Origin of the sequence: Psychrobacillus sp. L4 (assembly GCF_042944905.1) — a bacterium.
Lineage (GTDB): Bacteria > Bacillota > Bacilli > Bacillales_A > Planococcaceae > Psychrobacillus.
The window spans coordinates 2,002,092-2,021,901 of record NZ_CP168496.1 but is presented as its reverse complement, the minus strand read 5'-3'; the positions used below and the strand labels follow the sequence as shown (position 1 = coordinate 2,021,901).

The window sequence follows — 19,810 nt, the reverse complement described above, 5'->3', positions numbered from 1 at the left end:
GAATCTAGTTTCTTAAAGATAGAATCTACTCATTTTATGATTTTTATAGTGAAATAGAACTTAGAAATAAATAATAAGAATAGAAACATAGAATGTAGTAAATTGAGAAAAATGGTTCTATCTTTTCCGTTTTCGATTACACTTAATGTAAGTATGTGAAACTAGGGGTGAAGAGGGTATGGCGAAAAAGTGGGGAATTAGAGCTCTTTTACTATTTGGGGTGTATGCTTTAGCGATGTATTTTTATATCTTCCATACTGGTAGTGGGGATATACCAGCAGCTTTGAAAGGAACAGTTGCAGATCCGCAAGTTTTTATGTCGGGGCGTGAATTGTACCTTAGTGAAGAATATTCAAAAATAAAGAATTTCCTCTTTTTTGTAGCTACACCATTTGAATGGCTTGTCTATTTATTTATACTAACTACTGGGCTTTCTCTCGCATTTGAAAGATGGATCCCTTTGCAAAAAAAATGGGCAATTTTACAAAGTGCAGTATATGTATTTTTATTATCACTACTGACGTTTATCGTATTTTTTCCATTAGAGTATTTTAGATATGTTTTAAGTAAAAACTATGGAATTAGTACGCAGAGTTTCAATTCTTGGATGAGGGATAATGTCATTGATTTTTGGGTTAACTTTGGAATGACTGTTGTAATTGTAACTGTTCTTTATTGGCTTATTAATAAAAGTACAAGAAAATGGTGGCTAAATGCTTGGTTGTTAATGATTCCTTTTTCCATTTTTCTTATGTTTATTCAACCAGTAGTAATCGACCCTTTATATAATGATTTCTATCCGCTAACAAATAAAGATTTAGAGACAAAAATTCTTGCTCTTGCTGAGCAAGCAAATATTCCAACAGAGCATGTGTATGAAGTAAATATGGCAGAAAAAACCAATGGGCTAAATGCTTATGTTACGGGTATTGCGAGTAATGCAAGAATTGTGTTATGGGATACAACTTTAAACCGACTTACAGAAAATGAAATTCTCTTCATCATGGCTCATGAAATGGGGCATTATGTGGAGAAACATATATACTTTGGAATCGCAGGTTATCTTTTAACTATGCTTATCGGGCTTTGGTTAACCGCCAGACTAATGCCATGGATCATCGTTCACTTTGGACGTGTATTAAAAATTAAACGAATAAATGCTATTCATTCACTGCCATTGTTTTTACTTATTACATCTTTTCTGTTATTCGTTTCAAGTCCACTTTCCAATTACATTTCTAGATATCAAGAAACTAGAGCAGATCTTTATGCAATAGAGTTAGTGAATGACCCAGAAGCAGCTATCAGCACTTTTCAAGAGCTTACAAAGGCTGGATTAAGTGAAGTAAATCCTCCCCTACTCGTAAAATGGTTTCGCTATTCCCATCCGACAATGCTAGAGAGAATAAGTAAAGTAGCAAATGAGATAGGAAAAGAAGAGTGAGTAGAGTTAAAAGAAAGACATAAACTAAAAAAGTTGATAGTGAATCCAGCTATTTTGCATTTTGAAAAAGATAAAAAGAAGAAAGCTGTCATCGAATTAATGGATGACAGCTTAAAAACTTTTAATGGGCTCCTTCTACATTATCGACATGATTGATATGTTTCTTATTAAACCAAATAAAAGCGACAGACAGAAATACGAAAGCTGCAATTGGAAAAAGTGAGATTATAAAAGTAGTTTCTAATTCAGAAGTTGAAGTATTTGAAGAAAAGAAACAATTAAATCTGCAATAAGTAATAAGTGGGTGATGGAATTAAAAATAAACATTGGGTACCAGATACTCGAGGAAATTCATGTGCTATTCAGATAAATTAATTGCTGGTTTAGGAGGCAATTGCATAATGGCTTCGTATTGGAATTTATCTCCTGTGCGGGGCTTTTCTTGTTTTAGTGAATTGACAAGAAATGAAAAATCCAATCGATGTATTTATGATTTTCTATAAATGGAATTATTATTCTAGCTAATGATGTTGGTCTTTGTTTATCATAATGTCCGAGGGACCTATATCAACGTAGAGATCAAGCGTACCGGCATTTTAAAATTATGCTGAAGTAAGTATTGTTTTTTTGACGCCAAACGAAAACATGACGTAATCCCTAAAGGACAATGTTATGTTTTTTTCTTTGTATTTTAATAAGTCGGTATTCATTGTGATGGCAACAGTGGTGAATCCAAGAATCAGACCGATCCAATAACCAAATGCGAACTTAATATACATTGAAAAAAGATAACTGATTGGCAAACCGATAACTCAATAGGAAATAAACGCCTTAATAAATGGGGCATTGACTTTTTATACTCAAGCAAAGAGCACTGTACTGGTGCTTGAATAGCAACCGAAAGCTGGAAAGCTCAGCAAAGATGTTGGAAATGCATAACTCCAAGTGCACTTAAAGAGATAAGATAGAAGTAATAGTAAGCATTTTTCAAGATACAAATGTAAAAGTTGATTTGAACTTTAATATTTAGGGTATTTGTAACATTGGATACTAACATACTGAATTGAATTTGAATCGTGGTCATTCCTATACTGAATTTAAAGTGTTGGCCAATTAATATTTTTGGGTCTTGGGTCTGATTGCTTTTCCAATTAACAATTTCCTACATAAAATATAAGTACGTAAATTTCTTCAATTTAAAATGGAAACGCATTCGCGAAATAGCTTGTCTAGAATAAACGCAAATAGTTAACAATTAACTGTATAGGTATTATTTAAGGGAGGTCTCGTATATGAAAATCAACAATGCAATTGAGGTTTTAGATCGGATGCGCCTACCAAATGGAGCTTACACGGCCAGTACTTCAAAGGATTACCATTTTGTTTGGATTCGTGATGTCGTATACACGGTTTTGCCTTTTTTGCAAAGCCAATCTGATCGGTATGAAAAAGCATATCATGCCTTATTTGAATTATTTAAAACCTATGAATGGAAAATTGACATTCACCGTGAAAAAATACCAGTTTATCTTTTTGAATATATTCACTCACGGTATTCCACAGATTTAAAGGAAATGAGCCAAGAATGGGGTCATGCTCAGAATGATGCAATTGGATCATTCTTATGGGGTGTTGGGGTGGGCGTGAACCACGGACATAAGGTTATCCGTGATGAGAAAGATCTCGCAATTGTTCAGAAGCTAGTCGACTATCTAGAGTGTCTTCAATACTGGCAGGCAAAGGATAATGGAATGTGGGAAGAGAATATGGAACTGCATGCTTCAAGTGTAGGTGCATGCGTGGCAGGCTTGCGTGCTGTGAAAATGCTCGTAAATGTTAAGGAAGAACTGATTCAAAAAGGTGAAGAGACGTTGCGCTTTCTTTTACCTAGGGAAAGTGAAACGAAAGAAACAGATTTATCCCTGCTTTCACTTATCTATCCGTATCGTATAGTTGAAAGGAAAACGGCACTTAAGATAGTCGAGATGGTTTCAGAACGACTTGAGCGGACAAATGGCTGTATTCGTTATCAGAACGATCAGTATTATAACGAAGGCAGCGAAGCAGAATGGTGCTTCGGACTACCTTGGCTAGGACTGTGCTATTTTGAACTGAGCATGCATGATAAGGCTTATGAATATGTAAATAAAACGGAACGAATCGTACCAAATAATTGGGAAGTCCCTGAATTATATATTGGCGGTAAAAATGTGCCAAATGGCAATACTCCATTAGCTTGGTCCGTCTCCCTTTCCTATTTATTTTTAAACCGTATGATTAATATGCCTTCTTCTCAATTGACAGGAAATGACTGAGCTTAAAATACAGGTATATACTTATAAATTCTTATGAATCACAATTAGTATATTTTTAGCTACTTTTCACAATCAGTCACTAGTAAGGTATAAAAAGTATGGCATGCGGGAGGACAGCTGATAACTAGTCTACGGGTATCGCGCCTTAGAATTTTATTGTTTTTAACATTTCACGATCAAAATGAAAGTCACAAAAGTCCTTCATTCCTTGGAGGATTTTTTATTTTGTCAGAAATTATTGATTATTATAAAAAGTTGGATATTTTTAAAGGTGTTTTTAGATAGATGGCGAATAATTTAGGATAAGAACTGGTAAATATAAAGAAATAATCATAGATTGAAAGAGGTGTTGAAATGGTAGGAATTATGAAGTTGAATAACCGACAATTCCCAAGTGATTTTGAGATGTATCTTTTTCATGAAGGAACACTGTTTGAAAGTTATAAGATGCTCGGAGCTCATATCCTTTATGAGAACGATATTCCAGGTGTGCGTTTTGCAGTTTGGGCTCCACATGCAAAGCAGGTATCCGTCGTGGGGAATTTTAATAATTGGAATGGAACCCAGCATCAAATGGAACGCTTGGCTCATTCTGGAATCTGGGTTTTATTTATTCCTGAGCTTGCACATGGAGACATTTATAAATATGAGGTTACAGGACCAGATGGGCGGAAGGAATTAAAAGCAGATCCGTATGCCTTTTATTCGGAGCTGCGACCGGCAACAGCTTCTATCATCTACAATTTAAATACATTTGAGTGGCAAGATCAAAAATGGATGGCACAGCGATTAAAGAAAGATATTTACCATAAACCGATGATGATTTATGAAGTTCACTTGGCTTCCTGGAAACAAAAAGCAGACGGTGAGTTTTATAGTTATCAAGAACTTTCTGACGAATTAGTCGATTATGCAATTGATAATGGCTTTACACATATTGAGTTGATGCCTGTTATGGAGCATCCTTACGATGGTTCATGGGGTTACCAAATAACTGGATATTATTCAGCGACTAGTAGGTACGGTACACCAGAGCAATTAATGTATTTTATAGATAAATGCCATCAAAAAGGCCTTGGTGTAATTCTTGACTGGGTGCCTGCGCATTTTTGTAAGGATGTTCATGGTCTTGGACGGTTCGACGGAACGCCTCTCTTTGAATCGGTAGATCCCATGCGAGCTGAGAGGCCTATCTGGGGAACATATAGCTTTGACTATAGCAAGCCCGAAGTCGTCAGCTTCCTGATTTCAAACGCAATATTTTGGATGGATATCTATCATGTGGATGGATTTCGGATTGATGCAGTTTCATCCATAATTTATCTAAATCATGATAATCCACTTCCTGTAAAATTGAAAAATCAGTTTGGTGGTGGAGAAAATCTTGAAGCAATCGATTTTCTAAAAAAGTTAAATGAAACCATTTTCCGGAAATTTCCTGGAGCCCTCATGATGGCGGAGGAAGCAACCGAATGGCCGCTGGTTACAAGTCCCACTAGTACTGGCGGGCTAGGATTCAATTATAAGTGGAATATGGGCTGGTCAAATGACGTACTTAAATATATGAAACTTGATGTTAACGAAAGACCAAAGCATCATCACCTACTGACGTTTTCATTTTTATATGCATTTTCGGAAAATTTTGTCCTTCCATTTTCGCATGATGAAGTTGTCCATGGAAAAAGATCATTATTAAATAAAATGCCTGGAGATTACTGGCAAAAATTCGCGAATTTACGACTCTTATTCGGCTATTTATTTGCGCATCCAGGAAAAAAACTTTTATTTATGGGCAGTGAATTTGGACAGTTTGACGAATGGAAATACCGGCAAGAAATGGATTGGATGCTTTTAGATTTTGACGCTCACTCCACTTTTTTTCGATTCTATAAAGAATTAAATAAATTTTATCAAGAAACCAATTCACTATGGCGCATGGATCATGAGCAAGACGGCTTTCAATGGATCGATGCGGACAATGCGAAACAAAGTGTGATTACTTTTATGAGAAAAGGAAAACGAAAGGGGGATTATTGCATTGTTATTTGTAATTTTTCAGCCGAAGTTTACCATAATTATCAAATTGGGGTCCCGTCCAATGGAAGATATTTCGAAGCGTTTAACAGTGATGATGCATCATTTGGCGGATCGGGACAGCTGAATTCTGCTCCAATTCGTGCAAGTCAAGTCCCGCACAATAACCAACCTTGCAGTCTGGAAATAACCGTACCGCCGCTAGGGATTGCTATATTCATGAAAGAAACAAAAAAAAGGAAAAGGGGAGTCAGTACAAATGGCATCTAAAAAATGGGTTGCAATGCTTTTAGCAGGTGGTCAAGGTTCAAGACTCGGGGAATTGACGAGTGACTTAGCTAAACCCGCAGTACCATTTGGAGGTAAATACCGGATTATCGATTTTACCTTAAGTAACTGTACACATTCAGGTATTGATACAGTCGGTATACTTACTCAATATCGTCCGCATATTTTGAATTCATATATTGGTAACGGCCGCCCTTGGGATCTGGACCGCAATAACGGTGGGGTTTCTATGCTTCCACCTTATCAGGGAAAAGATGGAGGTGAATGGTACAAAGGTACAGCAAATGCCGTGTACCAAAATTTCCATTTTATCGATCATAATGACTCAGAATTTGTACTTGTCATATCAGGGGATCATATTTACAAGATGGATTACAATAAAATGCTGGAAGATCATATTGCTAATGGTGCACATGCGACCATCGCGGTCATAGAGGTACCTTGGGAAGAAGCAAATCGCTTTGGTATTATGAATACCAACGAAACGGATCAAATTATTGAATTTGATGAAAAACCTAAATATCCAAAAAGTAATTTGGCTTCGATGGGTGTATATATCTTTAATTGGAAACATTTAAAAAAATATTTAACAGAAGACGAACAGGATAGTAGTTCCACTAATGATTTTGGAAAAGACATTATTCCAAAGATGCTGAAGGATGCAGCAAAATTACAAGCGTATCGATTTAAAGACTACTGGAAAGACGTCGGTACGATTGAAAGTCTGTGGGAAGCGCATATGGATTTATTAGAAGAACCATCCGATTTCAAGCTTGGAGACCCAAACTGGCAAATATACGCAGGGAATGCCAACCACCCCCCACAATATATATCTGAAGATGCTGATGTGACACAATCTTTGATCAATGAAGGTTGTTTGGTATTTGGGAAGGTCGACCATTCTGTTCTTTCCTATAATGTTCAAGTTGGAAGTGGCTCTATCGTAAAGAATTCCGTTATCATGCCAAATGTGAAAATCGGGAATAATGTAATAATTGAAAAGGCGATAATCGGTAGCGGTACAATTATCGAAGATGGCGCTGTAATTTCTCACTCTAAACAAGGGCTTACATTAATTGGTGAAAATCAGCTAGTTTCTTCGGAAAGTGCTTTGCTGCAAGCTTTATAATTGGAGGTAGCTTAAATGAGGAATGTATTAGGTGTAATTAATCTTGTAAATGAAAGACCCATATTAAAAGAATTGACTCATCACCGTTGCCTTGCCTCCGTACCATTTGGCGGACGCTATCGGATGATTGATTTCACCATGTCAAACTTTATGAACGTCTCCGTAAGTAAAGTTGCCATTTTCACAAAAGATAAATACCGATCGTTGATGGATCATCTAGGTTCTGGAAAGGAATGGGATCTCGATCACCGTTCACAAGGCTTATTCATTCTTCCTTCGATTCATCCTGATGAAAAAATTAAAGGTGATTTACAACAATTCTATGATCATCTAGAATTTTTCCAACGGGCAACTGCAGATACAGTAATTATTGCTCCTGGTCATCATATTTGTAAAATCGACTTTAACGATGTCATGAAAGAACACGAAAGCAATGAAGCTGATATTACAGTTCTGTATAAAGATTATAATGGGGTACCAGTGAAAAGACCAATTTATCATCAATGTTCACTTGATACAAACGGTGAAGTCCGTGATATAAACCTTTATACGTCACCTAAGAAAGGTGACCATATATGTTTGGAAACATATGTGATTAAAAAACAACTATTAATAGATTTAATTAAGAATTGTATAGAGTATGATGAATATGATTTTTTGAAAGATATTGTTAAAGCAAATTTGATAAATCTAAAAGTGCAAGGGTATCATTTCACGGGCTATATGCCATTTATTCATTCCCTAGAAACATATCATACTAGTAATATGGAATTTCTTAATCCGGAAATTCTTCGCAACTTTTTTTATGATTCATGGGAAGTTTTCACGAAAATTAAACATGAAGCACCTGCCGAATTTGCAAATTCTTCAAAGGTGTCAAATTCTTTAATTGCCAATGGATGTATTATTGAAGGCACCGTCGAAAATAGTATTATTTTCCGAGGAGTAAAAGTTAGAAAAGGTGCCGTAATTAAAAACAGTATCATTATGCAAAAGGGTGATATTGAAGAGGGAGCTTGTATAGAAAATGTGATTACTGATAAACAAGTAATCATCACAAAAAATCAAATAATCACAGCGAGGAAAAAGCCAATCGTAATCAAAAAAGAAGAAGTAGTTTAAACTGGAGGTACACTATCATGAATATTTTATTTGCAGCCTCAGAGTGCGCCCCATTTATAAAGACGGGGGGGCTAGGTGATGTTATTGGCGCCTTGCCTCAATCTTTACTAGAAAAGGGAGTAAACGTCAGCGTGATATTACCGAAATATGGCGATCTTCCCTTACATTTTAAAGAACAAATGCAATGGATCAAAAGTATTGAAGTGCCTGTAGGCTGGAGACGTCAATTTTGTGGTATAGAAAAATTTAATTATCAGGGGATAACAGTATACTTTCTCGATAATGAATATTATTTTAAAAGGCATGGCAGTTATGGCTTTGGGGATGATGGTGAACGTTTCGCTTTCTTTTCCCGAGCCGTGCTGGAGGCTTTACCGCATTTAGAGGAACGGCCCGATATTATCCATTGCCATGACTGGCAAACAGGGTTGATTCCTGTACATTTGAAGGCAAATTATGAAAATAACCCCTATTATCAGGGCATCAAAACTGTGTTTACCATTCATAATTTACGCTATCAAGGGATATATCCTAAATCAGTGCTTTCTGATTTACTCGATTTAAGCGAGCTTTATTTTCACATGGACGCCTTAGAGTTTTATGGGGATGTCAGTTACCTAAAAGGTGGACTGGCCTTTGCTAATTGCGTAACAACTGTAAGTTCAACCTATGCATATGAAATACAGTCTCCCTATTATGGGGAAAGACTTGATGGTTTTTTACGAAAGAGAGGGACTAATCTTCAAGGAATTGTGAACGGAATTGACAATGACTCCTATGATCCTAAACGTGATGAAAATTTATTCCTTCCATACGACGATTATAAGGGGAAGTCTGTAAATAAAAAGCATCTACAGGATACACTCGGGCTTCCTATGAAAGCTGATATCCCGATAATTTCAATGGTTACAAGATTAGTTGATCAAAAGGGTATAGATTTGATTCTACATGTCTTCCATGAAATCATCGGTTTGAATGTCCAGTTTGTTTTGTTAGGTACAGGCGATCAGCAGTATGAAGAGGCATTCAAGTATCTTGAAGAAGTTTATCCCGATAAAGTGTCAGCCAACCTTTATTTTGATGAAACATTGGCACGAAAAATTTATGCCGGTTCTGATCTTTTTCTAATGCCATCCCAATTTGAACCGTGCGGCATTGGACAATTGCTCGCACTTCGCTATGGATCCGTGCCGCTCGTCCGTGAAACAGGTGGACTGAAGGATACAGTTATACCTTATAATGAATTAACCGAAGAAGGAAATGGATTCAGCTTTGCTAATTATAATGCCCACGAATTACTGTATACAATTGAGCGAGCAGTTGCACTTTTTCGCTTCCAACCAAACAAGTGGAGGAACTTAGTAGGGCACGCAATGGATCTTGATTTTAGCTGGTCGTCATCTTCGCAGCAATATCTCAAATTATATCAGGAACTCCTGAAATCCGATAAATAAAAAAGGACCGTTTTCTAATTGTTGAAAACCATTTTTTGGTGCATCCCATTATGAAGGATTTCCATACACATTAAAAGATGACGCAGTCCTAGAGGGATGCGTCATCTTTTTTGCGCTTAATACGGATGAGTCTTCGGGGATACAAGTGCGCATAAATATTGTTGCTGCTCTTAGAATACCGTATATTCCAGTATTTGCGTCACCTTTTATTTCAATTGGTTTTGTGGTAGTAGGTATTTCAATGCGGCAAGTATAGATTATAGCTCTATAATTGTCTTTTTAAATGATTAATTGGATGAATTTTTAATAGAAATCGTTATACAATTAAGAATTACATACTATCGTTGCATTTATGGTGATAGTTGTATTATCGATTCTGTTGGTTATTTTGTTGTGTGTTTTTACGGTTAGATTGATTTAAATCTAGACCATCTGCAAATTCTTCACGATTGTTGTTTTTTGAATTAGGTTCTTTCTTCTTGAAGTTTGGTTTACTTTTCTTTGCCATGATATCGTCACCTCCTAGAGTTTAATGTGCTCAGTATAGATGGACTTATTCAAAATGATTAGTTCTTTGCAATTCTTTAATGAAATTGTAAATTGTTCATATTTCTAAAAGGAGAAAGGTAAACATTGATCTATCAACGTTTACAGACTTTTAAAGAAGAACCAGCGACCTCCAACTTGTCGAGGTGGGGGTCGCAAATCATCCAAGTTTGCAGAAGAAAAAAGTCTATTCTTAAGATGATTAAGTTTGAATATCACATGTTCGGAAACCAGAAAGATTATGTGTGTTATAAATGGAACACGCACTCACATGGTTAATAATAATGTGAGTGCGGGCGTATTTCAAAAAAGCTATAGAATTGTAAAGGGTGCTCAGAGTCTATAATAATCATTTACCGATTAAATGCCATTCTAAGATCCTTCGTTAATAGAGAAATAAATGAGTGGCGTTTTCTAAAACATTTAAGATAATAGATACTCATTCAGCATACCCCCAATTTTAAAATCAGAATTTGGTTTTAAGAAATAAATTTTTGTCGTAGTTCATATATATAATCGATTACTTATAAGTATTTTGAGAAAGGGAGTTTTGTTTTGACATATTATTACAAACCCTATTATCAACAGTATGTCAGGAATATGTATGAACATTATCCTTACGTTTCGCAGGTACAGGGTTTAAGAAAGCCTTATGGGACCAGGTTCTCACAGTTTAGTCCAATCGGACATTCCTCTCTGGATCAGCTTATTCTACCTATAGGCTACAAGTACGATATTGTAGCGACTTGGGGACAGGATTTAGGGAATGGTGAAAGATTCGGATTTAATAATGATTTCAATTGTTATTTTGGAAGTGACCCAAATGAAGGTCTCCTTTGGGTCAATCATGAGTACATTGGAAATCTTAGTATTTTTGTCAGTGGATACAAGGAAGAACCTGACGGCGCAAAAAGGACACCGCAGCAAATTGCTGTGGAAAAATATAACCTTGGCGGATCCGTCATTCACATCCGTAAAGGAATAGATGGTATATGGTCAATAGTCAAAGGTTCTCCGTATAATCGAAGAATTACTGCCAATACGCCAATCGATTTAACGGGTCCTGCCAAAGGGGATGGAGCAGTAGGTGGGGTAACTCAAGTCATCGGGACATTTGCCAACTGTTCGGGTGGAAAAACACTTTGGAATACGGCTTTTTCTGGAGAAGAGAATTATGCGGAAATAGTGCAGGATTGGTCGGAAACGACAGGAGTTCCAGCGTTAAATCCTACTCATTACGGATGGGTGGTTGAAATCGACCCTTATGATCCTAAGTCGACCCCAAAAAAACATTCAATGCTCGGTAGGTTTGCGCATGAGAATGCAGTGATGACACTTGGGGAATCTGGCCGGATTGTTGTTTACAGTGGGGATGATACCAATGAACAGTGCATTTACAAATTTGTAAGTGATGACGTCTATAATCCCGAACTAGGGAAGCGAAATAGTAGTCTTCTTGAAAATGGAACATTATTTGTGGCGGATATGGGGGCAAATAAGTGGATTCCTCTTGATCTTAATAAAACACCTAAGTTAAGAGAGAAATTCAAAACACAGGGGGAGGTGTTGGTCAACACGCGAGATGCTGCAAAGCTTATAGGTGGAACTCCTTTGGATCGTCCCGAGGATATTGAAATTCATCCACGGGATGGCTCCGTTTTTATTGCTTTTACAAATAATATAGCGCACGGAAACTATTACGGGCAGATATTTCGAATGTTCCCAGAAAACAATAACCATGAGAGTACCTCGTTTGCATATGAAATTTTCATAGCTGGAGGTCCGCAAAGTGGTTTTGCCTGTCCAGATAACTTGATGTTTGACCAAGTAGGGAATTTATGGGTCTGTACAGATATCGCTTCCGATAAGATCAATAAAGGAGCGTATAGACCATTCCGTAACAACGGCTTATATATGATTCCAACAGAGGGGCCTTATCGTGGTAAAGCAATGCAATTTGCATCTGCGCCAGTTCAGGCGGAGTTAACTGGGACATGGCTAGCTCCTGATGGTGAAACACTTTTTATGTCAGTCCAGCATCCGGGTGAAGAGAGTGTTGATGTTAATAATCCCACTAGCAGGTGGCCATTTGGCGATATTCCAAGGCCATCCGTAGTTGCGATTACAAGGCAATCATAAAGAGCTTTTATAATATAGTCTTATAAAATGAGAATAAAAAATAAATTGTATCAAGGCCGAATTCGATATGGACATTATTGCAGACATTTCTTTTCAGGATATGCTTGTGATAATGCCTTTTGATTTCACTATTGTTATTAGGAAAAATTTAGCAATATGGGTTATATGATGATACAGAAAATAATATTAATATAAAAGATATCTATATACGTATTTTCACAACAATTGTGTAGGTTAAATTCGGTTTTAAAGAAGCGTTTATTGTTCACGATAAGAACGGCAATGATTTTCCTTTTTAAATAAGCAAGCAAATTATAAAGACACCCGCAAATTATTGGGGTGTCTCGTAATTATTGAAAAGGCTACAGGCAGGGGAAAAGTTTTAAAGACGAAAAAAATCATTTGAATTTAATAATGATGGCATTTTCTTAATCAATCTAATTTTTTTTATTAAATAAAAAAGAATGATTTAGCATTATATAAAACGTCCAGATAAATCTCATCAATTGGAAGCTTTTTTATTTCGGCTATCGTTTTAATAGATTCTTTCATCATGGATGGATGAGTCATCTTTCCGGTAAAAGGTCCTTCAAAAGGCCATGGACCATCTGTTTCGACCATGATTTGCTGAAGTGGATAGGATTGAACGAGCTGTTGAATTTCCTCCTCATACAGAACATCGGGAGTGACCGAAATATAGTACCCGTTTTCTGCCATTCGCTGGATTGTTTTAGAATCACCTTTGAACCAATGAAAATGGGCTTTTGAAACAGAGTATTTCTCCAAAAGGTCACAAACGATTGGTGCATCTTCATAAACAGCATGAAGGATGATAGGTTTTTCTAATTCCTTACTCAGTTTAATAAATGCTTCTAATAGGTCAATGTACTGGCTGTGTTGAAGTGTCGTTAGTTTTTGTTCTTTTCTTAAATAATATGGCAGTCCTACTTCACCAACTGCAACCATGTCGCTTTGATTGCTCTTTATCCAACTGAAAAGTTCATCCATTTGTTTATCAGTAGGGGGGGTTTGCTCAGGATGATAGCCGAAAGCAGGCTTCACCTGGGAGTAAATTTTCGCAAGCTCTCTATTTTTTTTACTTGAGTCCAAATCAAACGAAACGGATATTAGTGCTTCTAAAGATGAGTCCCTTTCAATGATATCCTTTATTTCTTGATTGTTATAATGATCTAGGTGTATATGTGCATCAATTATTTTTAGCAAATTAATCACTCTCCTGTTTTTTTGAGAGAATAGTAAATTTTCCTTTTCCATTCTAAGAACTCATCTTCTAAAAATAGACTTTCCTGTCTTGGACGTGAAAAAGGAACGTGAAATTCGGCTGAGACCTGAGAAGGTTTATAGGATAATACAATAATTCGGTCAGATAAAAATAATGCTTCTTCAATATTATGGGTTACAAAAAGGATGGTTCTTCGATGTTCTTCCCAAATCGATAAAAGCCATTTTTGCATATCAAGCCGTGTTAATTCATCTAAGGCAGAAAAAGGTTCGTCCAAGCAAATGATGGATTGTGGACTTAATAATGCTCGAATAAAGGAAGCCCTTTGTTTCATACCACCTGATAATTCATGGGGATACGCATTTTCATAACCCGTTAATCCAGCGATATCGATCATTTCTAATGCTGCTTCTTTTTCTTTTTTTCCTTGAAGTTCTTGTCCTAACAATACATTTTCAAGAATCGTTCTCCATGGAAGGAGAGAAGGGGTTTGTGGCATATAGCTAATAAACCCCCGTTTTCCGTTAATGGCTTGATGATATAAGTGAATGGTTCCGTTATCTGGTGAGAGAATTCCTCCGATAAGACTAAAAATAGTACTTTTCCCACTACCTGATGGACCTATAATCGAAACAAACTCATTCTTTTCAATTGTGAACGTGAGATTTTTGATCACATCATTTTTGTCAAATTGCTTAGAGATATTCGAAACAGTAAGATGACTCACTTCTATTTCTCCCCTTTCAACTGCCACCGAACGAGCCGACGCTCAATAAGAACGATTATAGAAAAGAATAATAAACTTAATGCCACAATTGCAAATATAGCCACAAATACTCTATCTGTTCGGAAGGAGGAGGAAGCAAGGGTCATATAAACACCGATTCCATCTTTCGCTCCAAGCCATTCAGAAATAACTGCACCCATGACACTATAGGTTGCGGATATTTTTAAACCTGAAAATAGGGAAGGAAGGGCATAGGGAAGCTCCAGCTTCCAAAATAATTGCTTCTTCGAGGCTCCTGCCATAATCATGTAATGCTTCAACTCATTGGAAGTTTGCTTAAATCCATCTAACGCGGCAACGGTGATTGGAAAAAAGCAAACGAGCGTGATGACGATCATTTTTGGTAATAATCCAAAGCCAAACCAAATCACTAAAAGAGGAGCCAAGACAATAATTGGAATGTTTTGTGATATGATTAGCAACGGATAAATTGATTCCCGAATGAAAGGGAGTAAGTGTAAAAGTACTGCTGTAAGTAAACCGATTAGTAAACCTAATGCAAATCCGAGTAAGGAGAGGTTGATCGTTGATAATAATTGTGGGTAGAAATTAGACCAACCATCGAATCCCTCATAAAATATTTTTGTCGGAGTGGGTAAAAGCCAATTGGGAATTCGATTTTTAATCACAATGGTTTCCCATACAATGAATAAAAGGAGGAGAACCATTAATGGTTTCCACCCTTTCGATACAATTTTCATCATTATCTATATTTCTCCGTAAGCTGATTCATAGAGATGCCTGATGGCTGGTACAATACTTTTATTTGTGAGATAACGTTACTGCTTCCCATCTCAATCATGCGATCGTTCATTTTCGTGATAACCTGCAGTAATTGCTGTAAATCTCCTTCCATAGTTGTTTCAAGAGGATGTACCTCATATTTTACCCCGGACTCTTGAATCACTCGGATTGCTTCATCTACATATGGAATTACATTTTCTCCATTTTTTGTTTTTGGTATGATTTGAATGCTAATCAGTGAATTTGTCATTTTATAATCCCCCTATTGTGGTAAAAAATTATTTGTAAATGCTTTTTGGGCATCAAGCTGTTTTTCAAGCAGCCCATTGTCAAACATCCATGAAGCATAATTTTCCCATACTTCTTGTTTTTGCTCGCCCCATCTTGGTGCATCGTCTTGATATTTAGAGGCTAGCCATTCTTGACTTTTTTTAACAAGCTTTGTATCCAAGTCAGGCACTGCTTTTATTAAAATGTCCGCAGCATCGGATGGATGTTGAATAGCAAATTCATACCCCTTAGAAACAGCTTTCACAAAGGCTTTTACTGTATCTGGGTTTTCATTTATCATGTTTTCGTTAGTTGCCAGAACTGGCGTGTAATAATCGAGTTTATCAGAGTAGTCTGTTAGGTATACCATATTGAGCTTTTCTCCACGCAGCTCTGACTCTACACCAGTCCAACCATAATAAATCCATGCGAAATCGATATCTCGTTTCACAGCTGTAAAGAAATCAGTATCTCCCATATTAACAATAGAAACTTTATTCACATCGGCATTTTCTTTATTCATTAAAGAAGAAATAACAGATTTTTCAACAGGTGAGCCCCAGCCCCCGTATGTTTTACCTACAAAGTCTTTTGGTGTAACAATGTTCTTACCAGCTGGTGAAGCAAAACCAGATGTATTGTGTTGAATAATGGCTGCAATCGAAACAAGAGGAACCTCTTGTATCCGTGCTTGTGTGATCGATTCCTGATAGCTTACTCCAAACTCGGATTTACCTGAAGCAACAAGCTGATCAGCCCCAGCTTCACCTGGCAAAATGATGCTCACATCTAATCCTTCTTCTTTAAAATAACCCTTTTCGTTTGCCACGTATAATCCGGTATGATTCGTGTTTGGTGTCCAATCAAGTACGACAGATACTTTTTTCAGAGCGTGTGTGTCTTTATTTTTCGTTTTGGATGCTGATTCTGAATTACTACAACCAGCAATCATTAATGTCGAACAGAATACGATTAACCATTTTTTCATTCCTATTCCTCCAATGTACATAATAAAAGCGCCCTAGGGGAGAACCCAGGGCGCATATATGCAAACAATATCAATTGTATCAATTGTTCAAGAATATGTTCCCTCCGCTGGTATCAACCAGATCAGGTTCTAAGAGTCGCGCATCTTAAGGATGTAATCTCAACCGGCAACACCGGTCCCCCTACAATTCTAACTATTAAATTATATTCCAAAACTCATTATAACAGAATACTTCATTTTGACTAATAAAAAATACTTAGTCATTTGCACCAATACAGGCACCATACAAGATTAACGAAATATTGTCCATGTAATGAAGCACATTTATACCTGAAACAAATCCTGCTGATAACACCTGAAATTGTTGACTAAAGTCAGGAGGAAGTATTTGGGAAATCAAATTATAAGGAAACAACATTTCTATGTACGGTACATACGAAGAGTACTTTTTAAAAGTGTATAAACTAACAACAGCAGACATTATTGCTATTCGAGAGTTCTATTTAGAATAAAACTATAATTCCTTAAAAAGACTTGCTGTTAAAACAAGTCTTTTTAATCATGCATAGGTAGGTATGCCTCAATCTAATTCTGTATCTAATACATGTTTTACTAAACGACGTACTTCATCTGTAGACGTAGTATCCATTAATTGGTTTCTTAGTTCGGCTGCGCCTTTAAATCCACGAATATAAATCTTGAAAAAGCGAAGGAGTGGTTTAAATGGACGTGGTTCGGTTTCTGTTGAATATTTATCGTGAAGATCCAACTGTAAAAATAGTAAATTGAGAAAATCCTTCACGCTATGTTCTTTTGGTTCTTTTTCAAAAGCAAACGGATTGGTAAAAATGCCGCGGCCAATCATGACACCATCAACGCCGTATTGTTCTACTAATTTTAATCCAGTTGCGCGGTCAGGAATATCTCCATTAATGGTTAACAATGTATTTGGAGCAATTTCATCTCGTAATTTTTTTATTTCAGGGATTAGTTCCCAGTGTGCATCTACTTTACTCATCTCTTTTCTTGTACGTAGATGAATGGAAAGATTCGCAATATCTTGTTTCAATATATGGCCTAACCAATCGCGCCACTCGTCAATATTCGTGTAACCCAATCTTGTTTTAACACTAACTGGTAATCCACCTGCTTTTGCTGCTTGAATAATTTCTGCTGCAACTTCAGGATGGTGTATTAATCCAGCACCTTTTCCATTGGCTGCGACGTTTTGTACTGGGCATCCCATGTTTAAATCGATACCACGAAAACCAAGTTTTTTCATATCAATACTCATCTGTTCAAAAAATGCTGGTTTATTGCCCCAAATATGAGCGACAATCGGTTGCTCATCTTCTGTGAACATTAACCGACCACGTACACTGTCTCTTCCTTTAGGGTGACAATAACTTTCTGTATTTGTGAATTCCGTGAAAAATACGTCGGGTTTTGCAGCTTCACTAACTACGTGACGAAATACAACATCTGTGACATCTTCCATTGGTGCTAATATAAAAAACGGCTTCGGTAAATCAAGCCAAAAATTATGTTCGTTACTCATTTGATCTCCTCCTGTTGCAACATATAAAAACGATTTTAGCTATTGCCAAGTTCTTTTCCATCATACATAGTATCATTTCTTTGCGTTTGATGACAGAATTAATTGTGTGAACGACTGTCATTCATCACACTACATGTTGTTGAATTTGTAAAAAATCCATGTTTATGCAGGCCCATTTTTGCTATAATGACAAGTATGTCTGTTTTGAAGAGGTATACAAGCATTGTGGAAATAATCCTTCAATACATGAATTGACTATTGAAAGGGGAATCATTCCTTGACTATTATAAAAGATGAAACGTTCGTCGTAGAAATTGACCATATAGATTATAAAGGCAATGGACAAGCTGTGATTTGGTTTGAGAATGATAAAGGTTTCAAACCTAGAAAACTGAAGCTGACGATTCCACATACGCTCAAAGGGGAGTCAGTGCAAGTCGTCGTCGATCATCCCGATAAGCGAAGAAGAAAAGCAATGCCTATAGAGATTCTAGCCGCAAGCCCCGAGCGGACGGATGCGCCTTGTCCTCATTTTGAGCTTTGCGGAGGTTGTGTATGGCAACACTGGACGTATGAAGGTCAATTGAAGCATAAGACCGAGCAAGTGAAGAACGCATTGAAACGTGAAGGATTAGATTCTGAACTGGTACTGGATACGATCGGCATGGACGACCCTTGGCATTACCGTAATAAGATGGAGTTCACGTTTTCGCCTGAAGGGGATATTGGACTGCATGAACAAGGGAATTTCCGCAAGATAATCCCACTGGAAACGTGTCTGATTGCTGGCCAGAATATGGTCGATGGCATGTTGGAAGTCGGCGAATGGGTAAAAGAGTTCGGCCTTAAAGGTTATGACAAAGATGCACATGATGGACTTCTTCGTCATTTGATGGTGCGGGAATCGTTTGCGACCGGCGAAATGATGTTGGCATTGTTCGCTACGAAAACGCCTGACGGTGAATTGGTGTCTGCAGTTGAAAATCTTGTCGAGCGGATCACGAAGAAGTTCCCGAATGTGAAAAGCCTTCTTTGGCTTGTCAACACAGACTGGGCGGATCGGGCACAATCTGAAGATACGCATCTGTTAGCGGGGCGTGATTTTATTTATGATGAAATGGCAAGCTATCGCTATCGTCTTTGGTTCGATACATTCTTCCAGACGAATCCAAAACAAGCCCAAAAGCTTGTGGACCTTGCGTTGGAAATGGGGAAACCAAAGGAAGACGAGAAAATGATCGACCTGTTTTGTGGTGTCGGTACCTTCTCATTACCGTTCGCTGCACGTGTGAAGGAATTGGCGGGAATCGAGATTGTAGAGACATCGATTGAATCCGCAAAACGCAATGCCATCGATAATGATTTGCATAACACGACATTCCTTGCCCGTGATGCACGTAGGGGACTAGATGAGATGCATGATCATTTCGGATTCGCTGATATTCTGTTGATAGACCCACCACGTGGCGGAGCTGGCGGGAAAGTGATGCGTCGCATTGGACGCTCCAAACCAAAACGGATCATCTATGTATCATGCAGTCCTGACACATTTGCAACGGATGTAGCTGAATTGCTGCCATTCGGCTACACGCTTCAAACCGTGCAACCTGTCGACTTGTTCCCGCATACTGTGCATGTGGAGTGTGTGGCTTGGTTGGAGTTAGAGAAATAAAGAAAGCCCCCAATCAAACAACGCATATCCAAATGAAGCACCTCCCTGGTACGATCAACGTATCAATTTTAGGGGGT

The 19,810-nt window shown here is 37.3% G+C and carries 15 protein-coding genes and 1 riboswitch; of the genes, 8 read left to right on the top strand and 7 right to left on the bottom strand.

The features are described from left to right. Positions 1-178: 178 nt before the first annotated feature. The 6 genes from ACEPXG_RS09640 to glgA all read left to right on the top strand — a co-directional run bounded on the left by ACEPXG_RS09640 (position 179) and on the right by glgA (position 9,786). Entirely contained in the window at positions 179-1,444 is a 1,266-nt protein-coding gene (locus ACEPXG_RS09640; protein ID WP_391201434.1) for a M48 family metallopeptidase, read from the top strand. 1,292 nt (positions 1,445-2,736) lie between these two features. Continuing rightward, positions 2,737-3,759, top strand: coding sequence for a glycoside hydrolase family 15 protein (locus tag ACEPXG_RS09635; protein WP_391201432.1), 1,023 nt, complete (start codon positions 2,737-2,739; stop codon positions 3,757-3,759). A gap of 354 nt (positions 3,760-4,113) precedes the next feature. Next, positions 4,114-6,063: a 1,4-alpha-glucan branching protein GlgB gene (glgB, locus tag ACEPXG_RS09630; RefSeq protein WP_391201430.1), complete on the top strand. Its 1,950-nt coding sequence runs from the start codon at positions 4,114-4,116 to the stop codon at positions 6,061-6,063. Then, positions 6,053-7,210, top strand: a complete 1,158-nt coding sequence (locus ACEPXG_RS09625) for a glucose-1-phosphate adenylyltransferase (RefSeq protein WP_391201428.1) — start codon at positions 6,053-6,055, stop codon at positions 7,208-7,210. Before glgB ends, ACEPXG_RS09625 begins: the two co-directional genes overlap by 11 nt. A gap of 15 nt (positions 7,211-7,225) precedes the next feature. Then, the gene (gene glgD, locus ACEPXG_RS09620; RefSeq protein ID WP_391201426.1) at positions 7,226-8,332 is read left to right on the top strand and encodes a glucose-1-phosphate adenylyltransferase subunit GlgD; all 1,107 of its coding nucleotides are present in this window, start codon (positions 7,226-7,228) and stop codon (positions 8,330-8,332) included. Positions 8,333-8,349: 17 nt separating this feature from the next. After that, positions 8,350-9,786: a glycogen synthase GlgA gene (gene glgA / locus ACEPXG_RS09615; RefSeq protein ID WP_391201423.1), complete on the top strand. Its 1,437-nt coding sequence runs from the start codon at positions 8,350-8,352 to the stop codon at positions 9,784-9,786. A 367-nt stretch (positions 9,787-10,153) separates the two neighbouring features. Here glgA and ACEPXG_RS09610 read toward each other — a convergent pair whose 3' ends face one another. After that, positions 10,154-10,294 carry a hypothetical protein gene (locus tag ACEPXG_RS09610; protein WP_391201420.1) on the bottom strand — a complete coding sequence of 47 codons (141 nt, stop codon included), beginning with the start codon at positions 10,292-10,294 and terminating at the stop codon, positions 10,154-10,156. A gap of 638 nt (positions 10,295-10,932) precedes the next feature. Between ACEPXG_RS09610 and ACEPXG_RS09605 the strand changes: the two genes are divergently transcribed. After that, positions 10,933-12,471, top strand: coding sequence for a PhoX family protein (locus ACEPXG_RS09605; protein WP_391201417.1), 1,539 nt, complete (start codon positions 10,933-10,935; stop codon positions 12,469-12,471). A 450-nt stretch (positions 12,472-12,921) separates the two neighbouring features. On the opposite strand, the gene ACEPXG_RS09600 is transcribed toward ACEPXG_RS09605, so the two are convergent. From ACEPXG_RS09600 to ACEPXG_RS09575, 6 genes are all read right to left on the bottom strand, one after another. Continuing rightward, positions 12,922-13,695 carry a TatD family hydrolase gene (locus tag ACEPXG_RS09600; protein WP_391201414.1) on the bottom strand — a complete coding sequence of 258 codons (774 nt, stop codon included), beginning with the start codon at positions 13,693-13,695 and terminating at the stop codon, positions 12,922-12,924. A gap of 5 nt (positions 13,696-13,700) precedes the next feature. Further along, positions 13,701-14,441, bottom strand: a complete 741-nt coding sequence (locus ACEPXG_RS09595) for an ABC transporter ATP-binding protein (RefSeq protein WP_391201411.1) — start codon at positions 14,439-14,441, stop codon at positions 13,701-13,703. Positions 14,442-14,443: 2 nt separating this feature from the next. Beyond that, complete coding sequence (locus ACEPXG_RS09590) at positions 14,444-15,205, bottom strand: ABC transporter permease (RefSeq protein WP_391201408.1); 762 nt, start codon at positions 15,203-15,205, stop codon at positions 14,444-14,446. Continuing rightward, positions 15,205-15,495, bottom strand: a complete 291-nt coding sequence (locus ACEPXG_RS09585) for an MTH1187 family thiamine-binding protein (RefSeq protein ID WP_391201405.1) — start codon at positions 15,493-15,495, stop codon at positions 15,205-15,207. The genes ACEPXG_RS09590 and ACEPXG_RS09585 overlap by 1 nt, the downstream gene beginning before the upstream one ends. 12 nt (positions 15,496-15,507) lie before the next feature. Continuing rightward, positions 15,508-16,503 carry an ABC transporter substrate-binding protein gene (locus ACEPXG_RS09580; RefSeq protein WP_391201402.1) on the bottom strand — a complete coding sequence of 332 codons (996 nt, stop codon included), beginning with the start codon at positions 16,501-16,503 and terminating at the stop codon, positions 15,508-15,510. 82 nt (positions 16,504-16,585) lie between these two features. Next, positions 16,586-16,696, bottom strand: a riboswitch (TPP riboswitch). A gap of 387 nt (positions 16,697-17,083) precedes the next feature. Next, the gene (locus ACEPXG_RS09575; RefSeq protein WP_391201399.1) at positions 17,084-18,061 is read right to left on the bottom strand and encodes a tRNA dihydrouridine synthase; all 978 of its coding nucleotides are present in this window, start codon (positions 18,059-18,061) and stop codon (positions 17,084-17,086) included. Positions 18,062-18,338: 277 nt separating this feature from the next. Between ACEPXG_RS09575 and rlmD the strand changes: the two genes are divergently transcribed. Next, positions 18,339-19,733 (top strand): 23S rRNA (uracil(1939)-C(5))-methyltransferase RlmD, encoded by a 1,395-nt coding sequence (gene rlmD, locus ACEPXG_RS09570; protein WP_391201396.1) that lies wholly within the window; start codon positions 18,339-18,341, stop codon positions 19,731-19,733. The last annotated feature ends 77 nt before the right edge of the window (positions 19,734-19,810 follow it).

Coding starts and splice junctions, on each gene's coding strand:
- ACEPXG_RS09640 (WP_391201434.1), top strand. CDS start 179: ATGGCGAAAAAGTGGGGAATTAGAGCTCTTTTACTATTTGGGGTGTAT.
- glgA (WP_391201423.1), top strand. CDS start 8,350: ATGAATATTTTATTTGCAGCCTCAGAGTGCGCCCCATTTATAAAGACG.
- ACEPXG_RS09610 (WP_391201420.1), bottom strand. CDS start 10,294: ATGGCAAAGAAAAGTAAACCAAACTTCAAGAAGAAAGAACCTAATTCA.
- glgB (WP_391201430.1), top strand. CDS start 4,114: ATGGTAGGAATTATGAAGTTGAATAACCGACAATTCCCAAGTGATTTT.
- glgD (WP_391201426.1), top strand. CDS start 7,226: ATGAGGAATGTATTAGGTGTAATTAATCTTGTAAATGAAAGACCCATA.
- ACEPXG_RS09605 (WP_391201417.1), top strand. CDS start 10,933: ATGTATGAACATTATCCTTACGTTTCGCAGGTACAGGGTTTAAGAAAG.
- ACEPXG_RS09625 (WP_391201428.1), top strand. CDS start 6,053: ATGGCATCTAAAAAATGGGTTGCAATGCTTTTAGCAGGTGGTCAAGGT.
- ACEPXG_RS09575 (WP_391201399.1), bottom strand. CDS start 18,061: ATGAGTAACGAACATAATTTTTGGCTTGATTTACCGAAGCCGTTTTTT.
- ACEPXG_RS09580 (WP_391201402.1), bottom strand. CDS start 16,503: ATGAAAAAATGGTTAATCGTATTCTGTTCGACATTAATGATTGCTGGT.
- ACEPXG_RS09590 (WP_391201408.1), bottom strand. CDS start 15,205: ATGATGAAAATTGTATCGAAAGGGTGGAAACCATTAATGGTTCTCCTC.
- ACEPXG_RS09585 (WP_391201405.1), bottom strand. CDS start 15,495: ATGACAAATTCACTGATTAGCATTCAAATCATACCAAAAACAAAAAAT.
- ACEPXG_RS09635 (WP_391201432.1), top strand. CDS start 2,737: ATGAAAATCAACAATGCAATTGAGGTTTTAGATCGGATGCGCCTACCA.